We start from the raw sequence: 18,075 nt of genomic DNA on the forward strand, positions 1-18,075 counted from the left end.
GGAGATATCTATGAGCACTTCGATTCAACCGAACGCGCCGTTTCGCGCCGATATCGTCGGCAGTTTTCTTCGTCCGCAGGCTGTAAAGGATGCCCGTGCCGCCTATGTCGCGGGTAAACTTGACGCTTCCGGCCTTAAGGCCGTCGAGGACGATGCTATTCGCGATTTGGTGGCAAAGCAGAAGGCCGCCGGCCTGCAGGTCATCACCGATGGCGAGTTTCGCCGCAGCTACTGGCACCTCGATTTTATGTGGGGGCTGAACGGCGTCGAGCGTCGCACCTCGCGTACGGGATATATGTTCCACGACGAGGAGACCACGGCCGATACCGCCGTGGTGACTGGCTCCATCAGCGGCGAGAACCACCCCTTCGTCGAGCACTTTAAGTTTGTCAAGGCACTTGAGGGCGAGGACCACGTTGCACGCCAGACCATCCCGGCGCCGATCCAGACGTTCTCTGAGGTCACGCTCGACCGCTGCGATGGCCAGCAGGAGAGCCTGCGCGCTGTCTATAAGACCGATGAGGAACTTGCCGACGCCATCGCAGCCGCTTATCGTACGGTGATCGCCGACCTGTACGCTGCAGGCTGCCGCAACATCCAGTTTGATGACTGCACCTGGGGCATCTATTGCGATACCGACTTTGTGTCCAAGACCGGCATGAGCCCGGTTGATCTGCAAAAGGTGAGTGAGCTGGGCGTGGCGCTCAACAACGCCGCTATCGAGGGCAAGCCCGACGACCTGGTCATTAACACGCATGTGTGCCGCGGTAACTACCACTCTACCTATGCCTTCGAGGGTGGCTATGACCCCATCGCGCCATACCTGTTCGCAAACGAGGATGTTGACGCATTTTACCTGGAGTTCGATACGCCGCGCGCCGGCGGTTTTGAGCCGTTGAGGTACGTTGCCCCTGGCAAGAAGGTCGTGTTGGGCCTGGTGACCACCAAGGCCGCTGAGCTTGAGGACGAGGATGCCATCGTCGAGCGTATTCACGAGGCTGCAAAGTATGTTCCGCTCGAGAACCTGTATCTGTCTCCGCAGTGCGGCTTTGCCAGCTGCGAGATTGGCAACAAGCTGACCGAGGACGAGCAATGGGCAAAGATCGCGCTGGTCAAGCGTATTGCCGAGCGCGTTTGGAAATAGCGGTAACGTTCGCAGGTGACGGCGCGTGCGAGACATGGCGCATCGCGTACAATGGTTCGGATCGTATCGTTCGGGCAGGTAATCCGCTATGCTCGAGCGCCCTTCCATTTTGAAAGGACTCTCATGTCCCAGTCCTCGACGCCCGCCGCCAGCGATGCCATCTACGACGCATCGTCGCTCGGCCGCCCGCGCATGTTTTTGCTCGGTCTGCAGCACCTGTTTGCCATGTTTGGCGCCACCGTGCTGGTGCCCGTGCTCACCGGTCTCTCGGTTTCGGCAACGCTTTTGTTTGCCGGTTTGGGCACGCTGCTGTTCCACTTCCTGTCGTGCGGTAAGGTGCCGGCATTTTTGGGCTCATCGTTTGCCTTTATTGCCGGTTATGCCGCAATCGCGCCCAACGGCGAGACCGAGCTTTTGCCCTACGCTTGTCTGGGCGTTGCTTGCGCCGGCCTGCTTTATCCGGTGCTTGCGGCGCTCTTCCGCGCCTTTGGCGCCAAGCGTGTCATGCGTTTCTTCCCGCCGGTGGTGACTGGCCCCATCGTCATTTCGATCGGTCTGATCCTGGCGAGCTCCGCTATTGCTAACTGCCAGACCAACTGGCTTGTGGCTGTCATTGGCGTTGCCGTTATCGTCATCTGCAACATCTGGGGCCGTGGCATGGTCAAGATCGTGCCGATTTTGCTGGGCGTTGTGGTGAGCTATGCCGTTGCGGCTGCGCTCGGCGAGGTTGATTTCTCGGGCGTTGCCGCCGCTCCGTGGGTCGGTCTGCCCATCGTGTGGGACAACACCGTGTTTGCACTCTTTGGGCCGCAGTTCGATAACGGTCTTGCCACGACGGCCATCATCACCATCATGCCGCTGGCCTTCGCGACCATGATCGAGCATATCGGCGATATCTCTGCTATCGGTTCGACTTGCGAGCGCAACTACATTGCCGATCCCGGTCTGCATCGCACGCTGCTCGGCGACGGCCTTGCCACGATTCTGGCTTCGCTCTTTGGCGCTCCGGCCAACACTACGTATGGCGAGAACACCGGCGTGCTCGCCCTGACGCGCGTGTTCGACCCGCGCGTAATTCGAATTGCCGCGTGTTGCGCCATCGTGCTTTCGTTCTGCCCCAAGTTCGCCGCGGTCATCGCCGCCATGCCGGCATGCGTTATCGGCGGTGTGTCGCTCGTGCTCTACGGCATGATCAGCGCTGTGGGCGTCCGCAACCTCATCGAGAACCAGGTCGATTTCCAGAACAACCGCAACGTGCTGGTTGCCGCGCTGGTGCTCGTGCTTTCGCTCGGCATCGCGTACAGCACCGCCGGCGCCATCGTGTTGGAGCTGGGCGGCGTGACCATTTCGCTGTCCGGCATTGCCGTGGGCTCACTGGTGGGCATCGTGCTCAACGCCATCCTGCCGGGTAACGACTTTGAGTTTGATGTCTCCGAGCTTGAGGAGGCTGCTGAGTAGCAGCTGCGTTCAGCTAAAACAAGATATGGTGCCCATGCGTATATGCGTGTGGGCACCATTTTTAATGCGTCAGTATCCAGTGGATGCCGCGGGCCATGCGTAAGTCGGTTTGGGCAAAGTGATTGCCGGGGTTGAGCTCCAGCGTTGTTGGAATGCCGCGCTCGACGAGCAACGCTTCCATCGCGCGTGTGTCGTCGAGTACATGCCGCATCATGCGGTTGGGCGTCTTGGTTTCCTTTTTGCCGAGTGACAGGTAGACGGCTTGCGGGCTGCCGGCAAAAGGGGCCGTGCTGGCACGGTCGACAAAGTCGGGAAACCATAGCGACCCCGATGCGCTCGCGGCGCGGTCAAAGGCGTCGGTTTGCCAGAGGGACCAGAGTGCGAAGAGGCCCGCGAGCGAGTAGCCGGCAATGCCGCGCCAGGTGGGCGGCTGAGGAAGCGACGACTCGACCTGGGGGATTATCTGATTCAGCAGCTCATCAAGAAAATCGGCAGCTTGGCCGCCGAAAGGCTCGGCATCGCGTACGGTCCCGTCGCATGCCCAGGGGCTCAGCTCGCGATTCCAATCGAGCCCGCCAATGGTGACGAGGGCGAATGGCGGACAGTCGAGCTCTCGGCAACACTTATAAACCTCGCTGCCGTCGCCCACGACCACAGGAAGGTAGATGACAGGCGCGCTTTCCGTATGATTCGAATAAACGGTTATCTGCTTTTGATGCGCTTCCATGACGGGCTTCTCTCAGTGTTGTGATATCGGCAGCCCCAATTGTCGCACGCCAGCGTATGCCGGTTGGGCTAGACCAAAGACAATCTCGTGCATCCCCTGCGGACGCATATGGAAAACGCCACCGCCGGAGGGGAGCTCGGCGGTGGCGTTGTTAAACGGTGCTGGGGCTCGGGGCCTTCGCGGGAGCTGCCATGTGCGCAGAGGCGTCTAAGAACGCTTACGGCTCGCCATGGTGCCTGCGGCGATAGCGGCTGTTCCCGCAAGGACGGTTGCCACGATGGCCGCACCCGAGGTGTCGCCGGTTGCCGCGAGCACGCCGGTAGTCTTGGCTTTCGTGGTTGAAGCCGCAACGGCCTTGGTCGGCTTTGAGCCCTCAGGCTTGGGGTTCTGCTTGGACTCCGCGGGCTTGCTTTCTGCGGGCTTGGTCTCGTCGGGCTTGGGGTCTTCCGGCTTGGCTACCTCGGGAGGTGCGATGGTCGTACTTTTGGCGACTGCTTTGATATAGAGGGAGTCGACCGTGGCGTCGCCCGTGCCGATGGCTTGGCCTGCCTCGTAGATGCCGTCACGGAGCTTGCGATAGTCAATGACCTTGCCGCCTTCGGGCGTCTGGATGGCGGCGTTCTCAATCTTGATGGTGCCGATTGTCTTGCCGTCAGCGCTCATGGCACGGGCAAAGATTGCCGCTGTATCTCCTTCGGCCGTTACCTTGCTGCGGATGATCGAAATGGCTGCGGGTGTGACGCCCTCGCTGGTCTGGGCGATGATGCCGATGTTCTCGCCTTGGGGTTCGCGCCTCGTCTCGCCATCTTGGTTTTCGCTGTAGGGGATGGGGCCGTCGCCGTTCTCGACATAGCGGGCTATGGCCTTGACAACGGAGTCGCTGATGTAGATGTGGCCGCCCTTCTCGTTGGGTCGATCGTTTCTGGTGGAGAATGCAGCCGAAACCTCGCCTTCCGCAAACGCGTCCACGGTGGAGCCGTTCTTGACGACGATGTCGTCCTGGTAGGTGAAGAGGGCGTTGGCGCCACCGTATCTGCCTTTACTTGCACGGACCGTCACGTTTGCATGATCGAGGGTGATGCCCTTGTGGGCATAGACGCCATATTCAACACCGTTTACGTTGAGGGAGGCGTTTGTGGCTGCGAGGCTGCCCTTGGCCTCGACGGCAGCGTCTTTCTCGGAGCTTGCCTTGACCTGGCTGCCGTCCGAGATGTTGATATTGCCGCCGCTCCAAAGGGCCTCACCATCGGCTGAGCTTGCCTCGACCGTCCCGCCACCCTTGATGGTGAGGTTCTTGTCGGCTCCAATACCCTTGTCCTTGGTAGCCCTGGCGGTGACGGCTCCGCTGTCGTCAATCGTGATATTGCCGTTTGCCCTGATGCCATCCGATGCACCCGTGGCGTTGACGTTGCCCGAACCTTTGATAGCGAGATCACCTCCGGCATTGATGGCATCAAACCCAGTGCTCGTGGCGTTGACGGATCCGGCTCCGTCGATGTTGATATTACCCGTGGTGAGGATAGCGTCCTCAGTAGATGTCACGCTGAGCGTGCCGCCCTCGTCGCCTTGGATATTGAGCTCGGCATTCTCGTTAGTGCCATGAGAAACGTTGATGCTTTCGATCCATTCGGCAGTGACGATGTTGGTTCCCGAGTAATTCACGTTGAGCTTGCCTGCGGCCTGGATCTCGCCGCCGTTATAGTTGTTGAGCTTCAAGTCGTCGGCGCCGTCCCACGACCAGGTACCGGCCTCGTCGCCTGCTGCAGTGTTGTACTGAGTGCCGCCGACGTTGACCCACTCGGCCGCGAACGAGACGCTCGGCATGAGCAGCGAGCTCACCGTGAGCGCGCAGGCCAGGCCGCAGACGATGCGGCGCGTCACGCGGCGCCAGCTGCCGTGTGCGAGCAGCGTGCGACGGCACACGTCGGGCTCGACAAAATGGGCTCCAGAGGTTTTGTCATTGCGCTTGGGGGTCGTGAACAAGGCGGCCATGGTTACTCCCATCCTCATAGGGCCTATGCGATTAAGCCCAGCATATCTGCAGGATGTAGCCGGCGGTAGTGCCGTTTGGAGGGCAAAATGTCCAAAACTTGGGAAGCAAAACATCGCGCGTCTGTGCGTTGCCTGGCTTTAAAAGAAAAGCGCGGAGCCGCTCGATGCGACTCCGCGCTTTGGTGTTCTGTTTTAGCAGACTATGCCGTTACGCCACGAAGAAGTAGACGAGGAAGGCAAGGGCTGCGATCCACATAAGCGGCTTGATCTTGGAGGCCTCGCCCTTAAAGAGCGCGACGATCACGTAGGCGATGAAGCCCAGGCCAATGCCGGCAGAGATGGAGTAGGTGAAGGGCACGCCGGCGACAATCATGAACGCCGGGAAACCCTGCGACACGTCGGACCAGTCGATCTCGGAGGCTTCGCTCATCATGAGGTAGCCGACGTAGACCAGAGCACCGCAGGTGGCGGCGCTGGAAACGATGGTGACGATGGGGGAGAAGAACGCGGCGAGAATGAACAGCACGCCGGTGGTGACGGAGGTGAGGCCCGTGCGGCCACCGTCGGCAGCGCCAGAGGTGGACTCGACGAAGGTGGTGATGGAGGAGACGCCCATGAAACCGCCCACAGCGGCGGCGGCGGAGTCGACGATCAGAATCTCCTTGATATTCTCGACGTTGCCGTCGTCGGTGAGGAACTCGCCCTGCTTGGCCACGGCCATCGCGGTGCCCATGGTGTCGAAGAAGTCACTCATGAGCAACGAGAACGAGATGACGAGGAGCGCGGGGTCGGTAAGGACCTTGACGATGGCAGGCACGCCGCCGGCGTCGGCGATGGGGCCACCGATGCTCGAGAAGTCGAGCGGGGCGATGATACCGGTCGGAGCCTGGGTCACACCTAGGGGGATACCGGCGATGACGGCGACGACGATGCCGATGAGCAGCGAGCCGGGGACGTTGCGGCAGGCGAGGGCGACTGTCACCAGGATGGAGATGATGCCGACGATGAAGGTGGGGGAGGTGATGTCGCCCAGACCGACGAGTGTACCGGCGCCAGCGGTGATAATGCCGGCATCGCACAGGCCAATCATGGCGATGAACAGGCCCAGACCCACCGAGATGGCGTGACGCAGGACAACCGGGATGGCGTCCATGATGGCCTCGCGCAGGCCACAAAGCACGAGCAGCAAGATGACGACGCCCTCAAGGAAGATGACGCTCATGGCCACGTGCCAGTCACCGCCGCAGACGGTGGTGGTGATTCCAGCAATCATCGCGTTGACGCCTAAGCCCGACGCGCAGGCGAGCGGGCGGTTGGCGAAGATGCCCATGCAGATGGTCATGATGCCGGCGCCCAGGCAGGTGGCGCAGGCGAGCGCTCCCGCATCGATGCCAGCGCCCGAGAGCACCGCAGGGTTGACGGCGATGATGTAGGCCATCGCCAGGAATGTTGTCAGTCCAGCGCGAAGTTCGGTCCCGATTGTGGACTTGCGCTCACTGACGTGAAAAAGTTCGTCCATGCATACCCTTTCCTTGTTCGGCCCCGAGTTTAGGCCGATTGACACGAACTCAACTACTATATCGCCTTTGAAAGGTTGATGTTCCTCGCATGTTGATGTTCGGCGCTTTGTAGCAGACGGACGGTATTTTTCGCATGAAAATGTGTGGGTACCGTATACTTAAGCAGTTACAACGACCCCTATGGAGGAACGTATGATTAAAGAGCTCTGCCACGACGAGGCTATTCTGTCCCAGCGTTGCGAGGTCGCGACCGTCGAGGACGAGTCGGTGGCACAGGACCTGATCGATACCATCAAGTCGCTCGACGATGCCGGCTGCCTCGCCGCCAACCAGATCGGCGTCACCAAGAAGGTCTGCGTCTATCTGGACGACGCCGGCGAGCCCCATGTGCTCTACAACCCCCGTCTGGTGTTTGGCCTGGGTGCCAGCAAGATGGAGGAGAGCTGCCTGACGCACGAGGAGGTCACCAAGTCCACGCGCTATATCAAGTGCAAGGTTGCCTTTGACCAGATTGTCGACGGCAAGATGAAGGAGTGCCGCCGCGACTACGCGGGCTTTGAGGCACAGATGATCCAGCATATGATCGATCACTGTCTTGGAAAGTTGGTCTAAGGGGACCAAAGCACCGCACCTTGCCGCTCAATCGTCGCTCGCGTACCTTAAGTACGCTTCGCTCCTCTTTCGTGGCAATCTGCGGCACTTTGACCCCTTAGACGACCTGCGGGGTTAACTTGGTTGAGTTTATCCTGTTTGAATAGCCCGGGCGTGACATTGTTGTCATGTCCGGGCTTTTGTGTTTAGCGCCTTTTTGTTTGGAAACAATGAAATTAGCAAGAACGTAAAGCTAGGAGGCGCTATGTGTACGAGTATTCGATTTACCGATAATTCTGGCCACATGTATCTGGGCCGCAATCTCGACTGGAGCTTTGACTACGGCCAACAGGTTCGCGTGATGCCGCGCGGGTTTCACATTCCGTATTCGTTTATCGACGACGCAACAGCGGCGCACGCGGTGATCGGTATGTGCATCGATTACAGGAACTACCCTATGTTCTTCGATTGCGGCAACGATGCGGGCCTGGCTGTGGCGGGGCTCAACTTTCCCGGCTATGCCGAGTATGCCGAGGGCCCTGTCGACGGCAAGACCAATATCGCGGCCTATGAGTTTCCCCTGTGGGTGGCAGCGACGTTCTCGACGGTCGATGAGGTCGAGGCCGCGCTGCGCGACACGGTGATTGTCGCCAAATCTGCCGGAGAGGGGCTGGGCGTGTCACTGCTCCATTGGATTATCGGCGACAGCCAGCGCAGCATCGTGGTCGAGATGATGGCTGACGGCCTGCATGTATACGACGATCCGGTCGACACCCTTGCCAATCAGCCGACCTTCCCGTGGCATATGGAAAACCTACGCACCTATATCACCGCCACAAGCGATTTTCCGCAAACGGCGACGTGGCGTGGCGCCGAGCTTAAGCCCTATGGCGCGGGTGCCGGCATGCGCGGTATTCCGGGTGACTGCTATTCGCCGAGCCGTTTTGTAAAGGCGGCGTACCTCAATGCCAATTATCCGCAAAAGGAGAGCGAGACCGAAAACGTCGTTCGCATGTTCCGCTCGCTCGAGGGCGTGGTGATGATCGAGGGAGCGTCCAGGATGGGCGATGGCAAGTTCGAGAAGACTATCTACACCGGATGCTTTAGCGCGCGCACGGGCAATTATTACTACGCGATGTATGGGGATCCGTCGATTCGCTACGTGAGCCTGATGGATGCCGAGGGCGCAAGCCCCGATAGGCTCGTGGTTCCCGAGCCGCGTCGTTCGTAGCCGTTAGCTTTACTGCAATGCAAAGCGGCCCTGCGTCTCTCGTGAGGTGCAGGGCCGCTGTCGTTGATTTATGACGTCGCTAGAAGTTGGCGTCGTTGAGCTGGGTGCTCTCGAGTCCGTCGAGTTGCTGTTGCTCGGGCGTATCGGCGACGCTCTCGAGCAGCTCGGTGGGATCGACGTTCATGCTCTTGCCGGCCTCGTTGCCGTTGACCAGGTCGTCCGAGAAGATGTCGACTTCCATTTCCTCGGCCTCTTCAATCTGAACCTCGAGCGGCACCTGGGTGCGCACGAGCTTAACGGCCGGGCGCATGCGGGCAAACAACGGCACGTACTCGATGATGATGGCAGAGTTCTCGAGACCGTACCAGCGCGCCGGGCTTCCGCAGGCGCGGCGGACGGCGTACTTGATGGCCATCACACGGTGGTCGTTGCGGTTGATGTCCGTTTCGGGGGCAAGCATCTTGCGCAGCATGCAAAAACGGAAGTCGCCCACGTTGCCGCGTGTCTCGTAGATAGAGTAGGTGTGATGCTGCGGCGGCAACTCACCCGATGCCATCAGGTCGCCGACGATCTGGCGCAGGTAGGCGTTGATGCGCTGGTTGACCTTAAAGCCCAGGTCCAAGCGCACGCGGAACATGAAGTCTGTGCCAAAGGTCTCAACGGAATACTCATGCGTATAGGGCTCGTCGGTAACGTGCACGTTGATGAACCAATATGCCTTGGCGCGCTTGGGGTGCTTGTCCAGGATGGAATAAAGCACGTCGCGGTCGAGCGTGAGCGGGTCGGGGCTGTTGGTGAGAAATACCAGATTGTCGGCGAGCACGGGATAGGTCTCGTCGTTGCGCAGGCGGTTGAGCTGATCGATGTACTTGGAGACGGGCAGCAGGATCGTTTGCGTGCGCTCGATGGCGGTGCCGCGGCGCCACACATACATAAGGCCGAACAGCAGCGCGGCCAGGAAGATCATGACGTAGCCGCCGTCAAAGAACATAGTGAGGCACGAGGCGAAGAAGCACAGCTCAATGGCACCAAAGAGCAGGGCGAAGACGCAGGCACCCAGCTTGTGCTTGAGGATGCCGGCGATATAGCTCGTCAGCAGTGTGGTGGTCATGAGCATGGTCACGGTGATGGCGAGGCCATAGGCGCTTTCCATGCGCTCAGAGTTTTGGAATAGCAGCACGATGAAGATGCAGCCGACCCACATGATGTTGTTGACGAGCGGAATATAGAGCTGGCCCTTGGTGTCGCTGGGGTAGTGGATGCGCAGGTGCGGCATAAGGTTGAGGCGCGTTGCCTCGGATACCAGCGAGAACGAGCCGGTGATGAGCGCCTGCGAGGCGATGATGGCCGCCACGGCCGAAAGCACGATGGCAAAGGGGCGCAGGGGCTCGGGGAGCATCATATAGAACGGGTTGACGATATCCATTGCGAGCATCTGGGGGTTGGAGTTATTGGCGAGCAGCCAAGCGCCTTGACCCAGATAGTTGAGGATGAGGGCCGCTTTAACAAACGGCCAGGATGCATAGATGTTTGCCTTGCCCACGTGGCCCATGTCCGAGTAGAGCGCCTCGGCACCGGTTGTCGACAGAAAGACAAAGCCGAGCACCATGATGCCCGAGTGGTTGATGGGCGAGAACAGGAACATGATGCCGCGGATGGGGTTGAGCGCGCGCAGGATGGACGGGTTGCCGAGCATGTTGAACAGACCGGCGCCAGCCAAGAACAGGAACCACAGCGTCATGAGCGGGCCGAACAGCTTGCCGATCGACGAGGTACCGGCGCGTTGCATGGCAAACAGGCCGCAGATAATGATGATGGTGATGATGATTACATTGGTCTGGCCGTCACCCAAAAGCGCATGGCCCCACTCGATAGTGCGCAAGCCCTCGATGGCCGTGGTAACCGTGACGGCGGGGGTGAGGATGCCGTCGGCGAGCAGCGCCGCGCCGCCGATCATGGCAGGTAGGATCAGCCATGGTGCTACTTTTCGCACCAGGCTAAACAGGGCGAAGATGCCGCCTTCGTTGTGGTTATCGGCCTTCATGGCGATTACCACGTACTTGACCGTGGTCACGAGCGTCATGGTCCAGATGACGAGCGAAAGCGCGCCCAGAATCATGTCCTCGCTGACGGTGCCGATGCCGCCGTTGTTGGCGACGATTGATTTCATGGTGTACATGGGGCTCGTGCCGATGTCACCATAGACGACGCCGAGCGTTACGAGCAGCATGCCAGCGGAGAGGGGAATGGCTCCGTGCCCGCCTTGACCATGCTGGTCTTGGGGGCTTGCCTCCAGTTTGTTGTGTGCCACGTGGACTCCCTTGGACATCTGGTTATCTGTCTAGGACAGATAATCTTTATGCCGTCTTTATATATACAAGAGCAGTTTGGCACATCGGGTTATTTTAGACAATAATCCTCAGCTGGGGATTATTTATCTACGCAGGTAGCATTCAAAGCAGGGGCTTTTAAGCACGCACTGTCTGGGCGATGCCAGCCTTGGCGTTTGCGCGTTTGCCGGCGAGTTCGCAAAAAATCGCGCCGCCGATGATAAGTGCGGCGCCCGTCAGGCGGATCGGTGTTATGGCTTCGCCTAAAAGGACGGCCGAGAACACGACCGCCGAAAGCGGCTCGAGGTAGCCGACGACCGCGACGGTCTGAACGGGCAGCTTGGCGACAGCACTAAAATAGAGCAGGCAACCGATGCCGGTGTTGACGACGCCGAGCATGATGACGGCGCGCCAATCAATACTGGCGGCGACACCGGCGGACAGGAATGAGGGAGCGCCCTGCGTGATGAGCGTGAGGACCAGCGCGGTCGCAAAGGCGGCGCTCACCTGGAGCGTGGAGTTCTCGAGGTCTTCGATGTGTGGCGCACCCTTGCTAGCGATGACCATCAGCGCATAGCAAAATGCCGAGGCGATACCGCAGACGATACCCGCAATGGGCATATTGCCGCCTAGACCTTGCGCTGCAATGAGAAAAGCACCACAAGCAACGGCGACAAAGCCGGCGATTTTGCCGCCGGTCAGCTTTTCGCCAAAGATGAGCGGGGAGAGCGCCATGACAATGATGGGGCCGCAGTAGTACAGCAGCGAGGATACGCCGACGCCGATCGTCTGGTAGGCGCGGAACAGAAAAATCCAGCTGGCGCCTAGCGCGGCTCCCGAGAGGAGGAGGGCTGCGGCTTCGCGGGGGCGAGATGGCGCCTGCAACTTATGGCGTTGGGTGACGGCGAGAATGGTGACAAGCGAGAGTGCGCCCAAAAACGTGCGTAGTAGCACGATATCCGAGCTCGGCAGCGCGATGGCAGCGGCGATGATGCCGTTGGAGCCAAACAATAGCAATGCTGCTAAGTACGTAAACAACCCGTTGTTCATGCGCTGACATCCCCTCTATATCTGAGCATCTTCACTATGGGTGAACTGGTTTTAGAAGAAAAGCGAATATAATGCATAGATAACATGACAAAAACTCATGCAAAGGTGGAGGGGCGCCGTGGAAACGAATATTCAAAAGATGCAGGCGCTGCTGGAGACGGTGCGCGCCGGAAGCTTTACGCGTGCTGCCGAGCGCCTGAGCTATTCGCAGTCGGGCGTGAGCCGCATGGTGGCCGATCTTGAGGCCGATTGGGGCTTTAAGGTGCTCGACCGCAGTCGCGAGGGCGTAGTGCTTTCTGCCGACGGGCGGCAGGTCATGCCGGCTATCGAGGCGCTCTGCGAGGAATTCACTCGCTTGCAGCGACGGGTGGATGAGATGCGCGGGCTCATGCGCGGCAAAATCTGCATCGGTACGTTTTCGAGCGTGGCGACCCACGTGCTGCCGCCGGTGATTGCGCGCTTTCGTGCCGATCATCCGGACGTCGATTATGAGTTGCTGATGGGTGATTACTCAGAGATTGAACAATGGGTGGCAGAGGGCCGCTGCGATCTGGGCTTTATCCCGTATGAGCCTCGAGAAAATGGCATGACATCGCGGTCTTTGGTGCGCGACGAGTTGATGGCGGTAGTGCCGGCAGACTCTTTGCTTGCCACGGCGGAGGTCGTCTCTCTTGCCGATTTAGCCAACGAGCAGTTTATTCTGCTAGAACGCGGCACCGATGATGAGATTACGCCGCTGTTCCGTCGGGCGGGGCTGACGGTGTGCTCCAAGCTGTCGACTTGGGATGACTATGCGATTATGGCTATGGTCGAGGACGGCCTGGGCGTGAGCATTCTTCCCGCGCTCATCTTGCGCCGTTGTCAGTTCGATGTTGCTGTGCGCCCACTCGAGGGGCATCCCCATCGCCAAATCAACGCCATATATCGAACGGCCGATGTTTCGCTTGCCGCCGCCCGTTTCCTCGAATACCTCTAAACGTGTACACGTCATTGTCCGTTTTGGGCAAATCTCGGAGTTCGGTACGTTTTCTTATGAAATTGAACTTTCGAATGAGGCGCGGCGCTATACTGCTTGCTAAATTGAACCCCGGTTCAATTCGTGTTCTATAAATTGAACTTTGCCAGCAAGGAGGTTCCTGTGGCCCAAGAGACGTTTAGCGATCGCCTGCGACAGGCTATGTCCGATCGCGACGTTCGCCAGTCGGACGTGATCCGCGCATCGGAGATGCTCGGCAAAAAACTCGGCAAGAGTCAGATGAGCCAATATGTGAGCGGCAAGACGATTCCGCGGCGCGATGTGGCAGAGCTGCTCGCCCGCATTTTGGAGGTCGATGTTACCTGGCTGCTTGCCGGTGACGCCGATCAAGGTGAGACCCCTCCGTCCCGTAAAGTTGCCAAGCCAGAACCCAGTCCCACGGCTCAAATCACAAGGAGCACCACCATGCGTACTTTTTCTAAATCCACCAAGCTCGAGAACGTTCTATATGACGTGCGTGGCCCCGTCGTCGACGAGGCCGCCCGCATGGAGGACGAGGGCGAGCGCATCCTCAAGCTCAACATCGGTAATCCGGCACCCTTTGGTTTCCGCACGCCCGATGAGGTCATTAAGGACATGCGCCAGCAGCTGCCCGACTGCGAAGGCTATTCCAACTCGCGCGGCCTGTTCTCCGCGCGCAAGGCGATTATGCAGTACTCGCAGATCAAGGGCCTGCCCAACGTTCAGATGGAGCATATCTACACGGGCAACGGCGTGTCCGAGCTCATTCAGCTTTCGATGAACGCGCTGCTCGACAACGGCGACGAGATTCTGATCCCCAGCCCCGACTACCCGCTGTGGACGGCGTGCGCGACCCTTGCCGGCGGCCATCCCGTGCACTATCTGTGCGACGAGCAGGCCGATTGGTATCCCGACCTGCAGGATATGGAGTCTAAGATCACGAGCGCGACCAAGGCCCTCGTCATCATCAACCCCAACAATCCCACGGGCTCTGTCTATCCGCGCGAGGTGCTCGAGGGCATTGTCGAGATTGCGCGCAGGCACCAGCTCATGATTTTTGCCGACGAGATTTACGACCGCCTGTGCATGGACGGCTACGAGCACGTCTCCATTGCATCGCTCGCCCCCGACCTGCCCTGCATTACGTTTAGCGGCCTGTCCAAGTCGCATATGATTGCGGGCTATCGTATTGGCTGGATGGTGCTTTCGGGCAACCAGCGCTGCATGAGCGACTTTATCATGGGCGTCAACATGCTTTCCAACATGCGCCTGTGCTCCAACGTGCCGGCTCAGTCGATCGTTCAGACGGCACTCGGTGGCCATCAGTCGGTCAACGACTACATCCGTCCCGGCGGCCGTGTCTACGAGCAGCGAAACTTTGTGTATGAGGCACTCAACAAGATTGACGGCATCTCGGTGGTTAAGCCGCGTGCGGCGTTCTACATCTTCCCCAAGATGGATGTTAAAAAGTTCAACATCACCGATGACGAACAGTTCGCCCTTGACCTGCTGCACGAGAAGAAGATCCTGATTACGCGCGGCGGCGGCTTTAACTGGGCTGAGCCCGACCACTTCCGTATCGTGTACCTGCCGCGCATGGAAGTGCTCAAAGAGTCGCTCGAAGACCTCGCCGATTTCTTCGATCATTACCGTCAAAGCTAGTGGGATAGAAGCTCCGCACTATGAAAAGCTCCCTGCAGTTGTTTTGCTGCAGGGAGCTTTCTTGAATCGGCGGAACTAGATCACTATTCCAGTGCAGTGGTCGATTTCGTGCTGGATGATCTCGGCGGTGTAGCCCGAGAAGTTTTTGATGCGGTGGACGAAGTTCTCGTCCAAATACTCCACCTTAATGCGGCGATAGCGGGTACAGGGACGCTCGCCGGTCAGCGAGAGGCATCCTTCGCTCGTCTGATAGGCATTGACCTGCTCAAGAATTTGAGGGTTGTACATCAGGAGTGTCCTGTTGCCGTCCTTTACGCAGATGATGCGTTTGCGCACGCCGATCATGTTGGCGGCGAGGCCCACGCACTCGCGCTCATGCTCGTGGAGCGTATCCAGGAGATCCTGCCCGGTTGCGGCATCGTCGGGTCCCGCGTCTTCGGAAGGCAGACGCAAAAAGAACTCGGATTTCATGATGGGCTTAATCATGGCGGGCTCCTCATGTCTCATGCTTTCGTGGACTTTTAATAATAGCGCGGAAGGAAAGCTGTGCGTCCGCGTTACAATCTTTCGACGTTGGACCATGTTGTCAGACTCGTCGTGTACGGCGTCTGGCGTAAGTCTAGGGCTCATTTTTCGCCCTGGACTGTTCCCCTGGGGCGATGCAACTGTCGTTCCAAGAGGAAGGAAATGCATGGGGAGCAAATCTCAGCAACAAGTTCAAGTAACGCCATCGGCCACTGCGGCGCTTCTCGTCGTTATGTATATTGCGGCCTTTGTTGCCGCGTTTAACGAGAACATCATTAACGTGGCGTTGCACGACATTATGGCGGCCTTTTCGGTGAGTGCCACCACGGCGCAGTGGCTCGTCTCGGGCTACATGATTGTGACGTCGATCTTTACGGCCATCATGGCCTTCCTGTCCGGCCGTTTCTCGACGCGCAAGCTGTTGTTTTTCGCATGCGGATGTATGGTCGCCGGCGAAGTCCTGTGTCTGATCGCTCCGTCGTTTAGCGTTTTGCTGCCAAGTCGTATTTTACAGGCTGCGGGATCGGGCATCTTGTTTCCGCTCATGATGAACGTGGTGCTGTCTTGCGCGCCGCGCGAGAAACTCGGTCTGTATCTGAGCCTGGGTGGTGCCTGCATTACGCTGGGGCCGGCGTTTGGACCCGTGATCAGCGGCCTTATGTGCACGTTATTTGGCTGGAGGGCGGTGTTCGTAGTGCCGCTGGTGGGCGGCATTGTGGTCGCTGCGGCGGGCGTTAAGCTTGTTCAGAATGTCGGAGAGCGCTCGAACACCACGCTTGATATTCTGTCGGTTGTTTTGCTCGCCGCCGGCATTACGGCATTTGTATATTCCGTAGGCGAGTTCTCGACCAATCTGATTGCCGGCATTGTGGCGCTTTTCGCCGCCATTGTGCTGCTCGGCCTGTTTGCGGCCCGCCAGCTCAAACTCGAGCATCCGGTGCTTAACGTGCGTCCCATGGCGAGCGTTCGTTTTTGGCCTGCGTGCCTGCTTGTGGTGGTGTCGATGATGACAACGTTCTCGATGAGTGTTTTGTTGCCGCTCTATTTTGAGGGCACATACGGCATGACCGCACTTGTTGCGGGCCTGCTCATTTTGCCGGCAATTGCCTGCAACGCCGTGACCTCGATTGTGGGCGGACGCGTGATGGACGCCCGTGGCGCATGGCCGCTGCTGCCGGTCGGCTTTGCCCTGATTGCCGTGGGGCAGACTGCAATCTCGATGACGGCGGCAAGCATGAACATCGGCGTTGTCGTGGCACTGACCGTTGTAGTGTATGCCGGAGTCGGTTTGGTGCTGAGCCCCTCGCAGACGGCCGGCTTGGAGACGCTGCCTGCCGCTGAACATCCTCACGGAACGGCATTGCTCAACACGTGGAACATGATTGCCGCATCGTTTGGCCCGTCGCTGTTTATCGGCCTGCTCTCGAGTTCTGCGGCGACTGCCGGCGCCGCTGGCATTGCGACCGACGTTACCCAAGCGATTGGATTTGCAGCTGCCGTGCGCGTGGCGGCTGTAATTGCCGTGGTCGGGTTCGTGACATCGCTGGTGTACGCTCGTCGCGAGTCACACATGTCGCATTAATGTGTGCACATAGATTCTGCAGCTAGATTGGATGGCGACACCATAAACTAATGGACGTTTTGCCGAGAGGCATGAATGTTTAAAGCGCAAAGAGTGCGCGACGGGCCCCGCGAATGGGGCGATGATGCCCGAGAGGGCCAAGAAGGAGTCTCATGTCCGAGAACGAAGAGATCATGAACGAGACCGAGAACGAGACCATGGCTGCCGAGGTCGAGGCAGTCGAGACCGTGGAGACCGAAGCTGCCGAGGTTGAGGCTGCTGACGAGGTTTCCGCCGAGGAGGAGGCCGAGGTTGTCGAGGCCGCCGTTGATTACGATGACGAAGAGCTGATGGACAAGATGCAGAAGGCCGCCCGCCTGCTGCGTAGCCGTCGCTTTGCTATTTCTAAGGAGGAGGAGGCCAAGGCCGAGCGCATGGCGAACATCGAGCGCGCCATCAAGCTTCTTGACCTCAAGCCCAAGATGGAGCAGAAGGAAATGTCCGACCTGCTGGGCATGCGCCTCCGTGAGCTCGATGGCCTGATGGCCGAGGCCGAGGCTGCCGATCTGGTCGGCCGCATCGACGACGCCGAGGGCGATATGCGCAAAATCGTCGTCTTCGCTGCCGAGGATGCCGCTGAGGGCCTGGTCGAGCTTGCCAACAAGAAGGAGAAGCTCCTGCCCGAGCTTTCTTACGAGGAGGCCACCGAGCTGATGGCCGCTCTCGATAAGGTTATCGCTCCGCTCGTCGCCATGGGCCTGGACGAGGATCGCGGTCCTCGCGGCGGCCGTGACGACCGTGGTGGCCGTGGTGGCGACCGCGGCGGTCGCGGTGGCGATCGCGGCGGCCGTGGCGGCTTTGGTGACCGTGGCGGCGACCGTGGCGGTCGCGGCGGCTTTGGCGGCAACCGTGGTGGCTATGGCGATCGCGGTGGCAACCGTGGCGGCTTTGGCGGCAACCGTGGTAACGACCGCGGCGGTCGCGGCGGCGACCGTGGCGGCCGCAACGGCGGCGGCTTCCGCGGTAACCGTTTTTAGTTACGGCGTTTTACCAAACGCCGTAACGGGCCGACGCTGCGCGGGCCGCATTTGGACAATCTGACGTTCAACTTCAAGGGCGCGACCAGAAGGTCAGCGCCCTTTCGTTTCACGTCACCTTGCCTCAAATGCGGCCCGCTCGCTCATATGACCCAATCCGCTGTCAAGAGCCACAATGGCCCCGCCGACCGCTTGCAATCGGTCGGCGGGGCCTGCCGTTGAACCCGCCCCGGTCCGCCCCCGGCATGTC

The 18,075-nt window shown here is 59.4% G+C and carries 14 protein-coding genes; 8 read left to right on the top strand and 6 right to left on the bottom strand.

Translation table 11 applies throughout. The features are described 5' to 3' along the window. The first annotated feature begins 10 nt into the window (after positions 1-10). Together AAAX36_RS07705 and AAAX36_RS07710 are read left to right on the top strand one after the other, a co-directional pair. Entirely contained in the window at positions 11-1,144 is a 1,134-nt protein-coding gene (locus AAAX36_RS07705; protein ID WP_229025959.1) for a 5-methyltetrahydropteroyltriglutamate--homocysteine S-methyltransferase, read from the top strand. Between the two features lie 123 nt (positions 1,145-1,267). Continuing rightward, positions 1,268-2,602 (top strand): uracil-xanthine permease family protein, encoded by a 1,335-nt coding sequence (locus tag AAAX36_RS07710; RefSeq protein WP_349074955.1) that lies wholly within the window; start codon positions 1,268-1,270, stop codon positions 2,600-2,602. A 61-nt stretch (positions 2,603-2,663) separates the two neighbouring features. On the opposite strand, the gene AAAX36_RS07715 is transcribed toward AAAX36_RS07710, so the two are convergent. The 3 genes from AAAX36_RS07715 to AAAX36_RS07725 form a co-directional block, all read right to left on the bottom strand. Beyond that, positions 2,664-3,329, bottom strand: a complete 666-nt coding sequence (locus tag AAAX36_RS07715; RefSeq protein WP_117716506.1) for an alpha/beta hydrolase-fold protein — start codon at positions 3,327-3,329, stop codon at positions 2,664-2,666. 207 nt (positions 3,330-3,536) lie between these two features. Further along, positions 3,537-5,321 carry a hypothetical protein gene (locus AAAX36_RS07720; RefSeq protein ID WP_349074957.1) on the bottom strand — a complete coding sequence of 595 codons (1,785 nt, stop codon included), beginning with the start codon at positions 5,319-5,321 and terminating at the stop codon, positions 3,537-3,539. A gap of 208 nt (positions 5,322-5,529) precedes the next feature. Next, complete coding sequence (locus AAAX36_RS07725; protein WP_138375321.1) at positions 5,530-6,840, bottom strand: NCS2 family permease; 1,311 nt, start codon at positions 6,838-6,840, stop codon at positions 5,530-5,532. Positions 6,841-7,033: 193 nt separating this feature from the next. Here AAAX36_RS07725 and AAAX36_RS07730 point away from each other — a divergent pair, with 193 nt between their 5' ends. Together AAAX36_RS07730 and bsh are read left to right on the top strand one after the other, a co-directional pair. After that, positions 7,034-7,453, top strand: a complete 420-nt coding sequence (locus tag AAAX36_RS07730) for a peptide deformylase (protein WP_035137017.1) — start codon at positions 7,034-7,036, stop codon at positions 7,451-7,453. Between the two features lie 244 nt (positions 7,454-7,697). After that, positions 7,698-8,663: a choloylglycine hydrolase gene (gene bsh, locus AAAX36_RS07735; protein ID WP_195240203.1), complete on the top strand. Its 966-nt coding sequence runs from the start codon at positions 7,698-7,700 to the stop codon at positions 8,661-8,663. Positions 8,664-8,742: 79 nt separating this feature from the next. Here the strand turns inward: bsh and AAAX36_RS07740 are convergent, their stop codons facing one another. Both AAAX36_RS07740 and AAAX36_RS07745 read right to left on the bottom strand, forming a co-directional pair. Further along, the gene (locus AAAX36_RS07740; protein WP_349074960.1) at positions 8,743-10,992 is read right to left on the bottom strand and encodes a KUP/HAK/KT family potassium transporter; all 2,250 of its coding nucleotides are present in this window, start codon (positions 10,990-10,992) and stop codon (positions 8,743-8,745) included. A gap of 139 nt (positions 10,993-11,131) precedes the next feature. After that, complete coding sequence (locus AAAX36_RS07745) at positions 11,132-12,043, bottom strand: DMT family transporter (protein ID WP_349074962.1); 912 nt, start codon at positions 12,041-12,043, stop codon at positions 11,132-11,134. A gap of 118 nt (positions 12,044-12,161) precedes the next feature. On the opposite strand from AAAX36_RS07745, the gene AAAX36_RS07750 reads away from it, so the two are divergent. Both AAAX36_RS07750 and AAAX36_RS07755 read left to right on the top strand, forming a co-directional pair. Continuing rightward, positions 12,162-13,019: a LysR family transcriptional regulator gene (locus tag AAAX36_RS07750; protein WP_349074964.1), complete on the top strand. Its 858-nt coding sequence runs from the start codon at positions 12,162-12,164 to the stop codon at positions 13,017-13,019. Positions 13,020-13,220: 201 nt separating this feature from the next. Beyond that, a complete protein-coding gene (locus AAAX36_RS07755; RefSeq protein ID WP_349074970.1) occupies positions 13,221-14,702 on the top strand; it encodes an aminotransferase class I/II-fold pyridoxal phosphate-dependent enzyme in 1,482 nt (493 codons plus the stop codon). Between the two features lie 75 nt (positions 14,703-14,777). On the opposite strand, the gene AAAX36_RS07760 is transcribed toward AAAX36_RS07755, so the two are convergent. Beyond that, the gene (locus tag AAAX36_RS07760; protein WP_349074965.1) at positions 14,778-15,188 is read right to left on the bottom strand and encodes a peptide deformylase; all 411 of its coding nucleotides are present in this window, start codon (positions 15,186-15,188) and stop codon (positions 14,778-14,780) included. A gap of 205 nt (positions 15,189-15,393) precedes the next feature. Here AAAX36_RS07760 and AAAX36_RS07765 point away from each other — a divergent pair, with 205 nt between their 5' ends. Both AAAX36_RS07765 and AAAX36_RS07770 read left to right on the top strand, forming a co-directional pair. Then, on the top strand, positions 15,394-16,809 hold the full coding sequence (locus AAAX36_RS07765; protein ID WP_349074967.1) for an MFS transporter: 1,416 nt from the start codon (positions 15,394-15,396) through the stop codon (positions 16,807-16,809). Positions 16,810-16,961: 152 nt separating this feature from the next. After that, a complete protein-coding gene (locus tag AAAX36_RS07770; protein ID WP_349074968.1) occupies positions 16,962-17,825 on the top strand; it encodes a hypothetical protein in 864 nt (287 codons plus the stop codon). Positions 17,826-18,075: the final 250 nt, after the last annotated feature.

The sequence above is a fragment of the Collinsella sp. CLA-ER-H10 genome, assembly GCF_040092475.1.
Classification (GTDB): Bacteria; Actinomycetota; Coriobacteriia; order Coriobacteriales; family Coriobacteriaceae; genus Collinsella.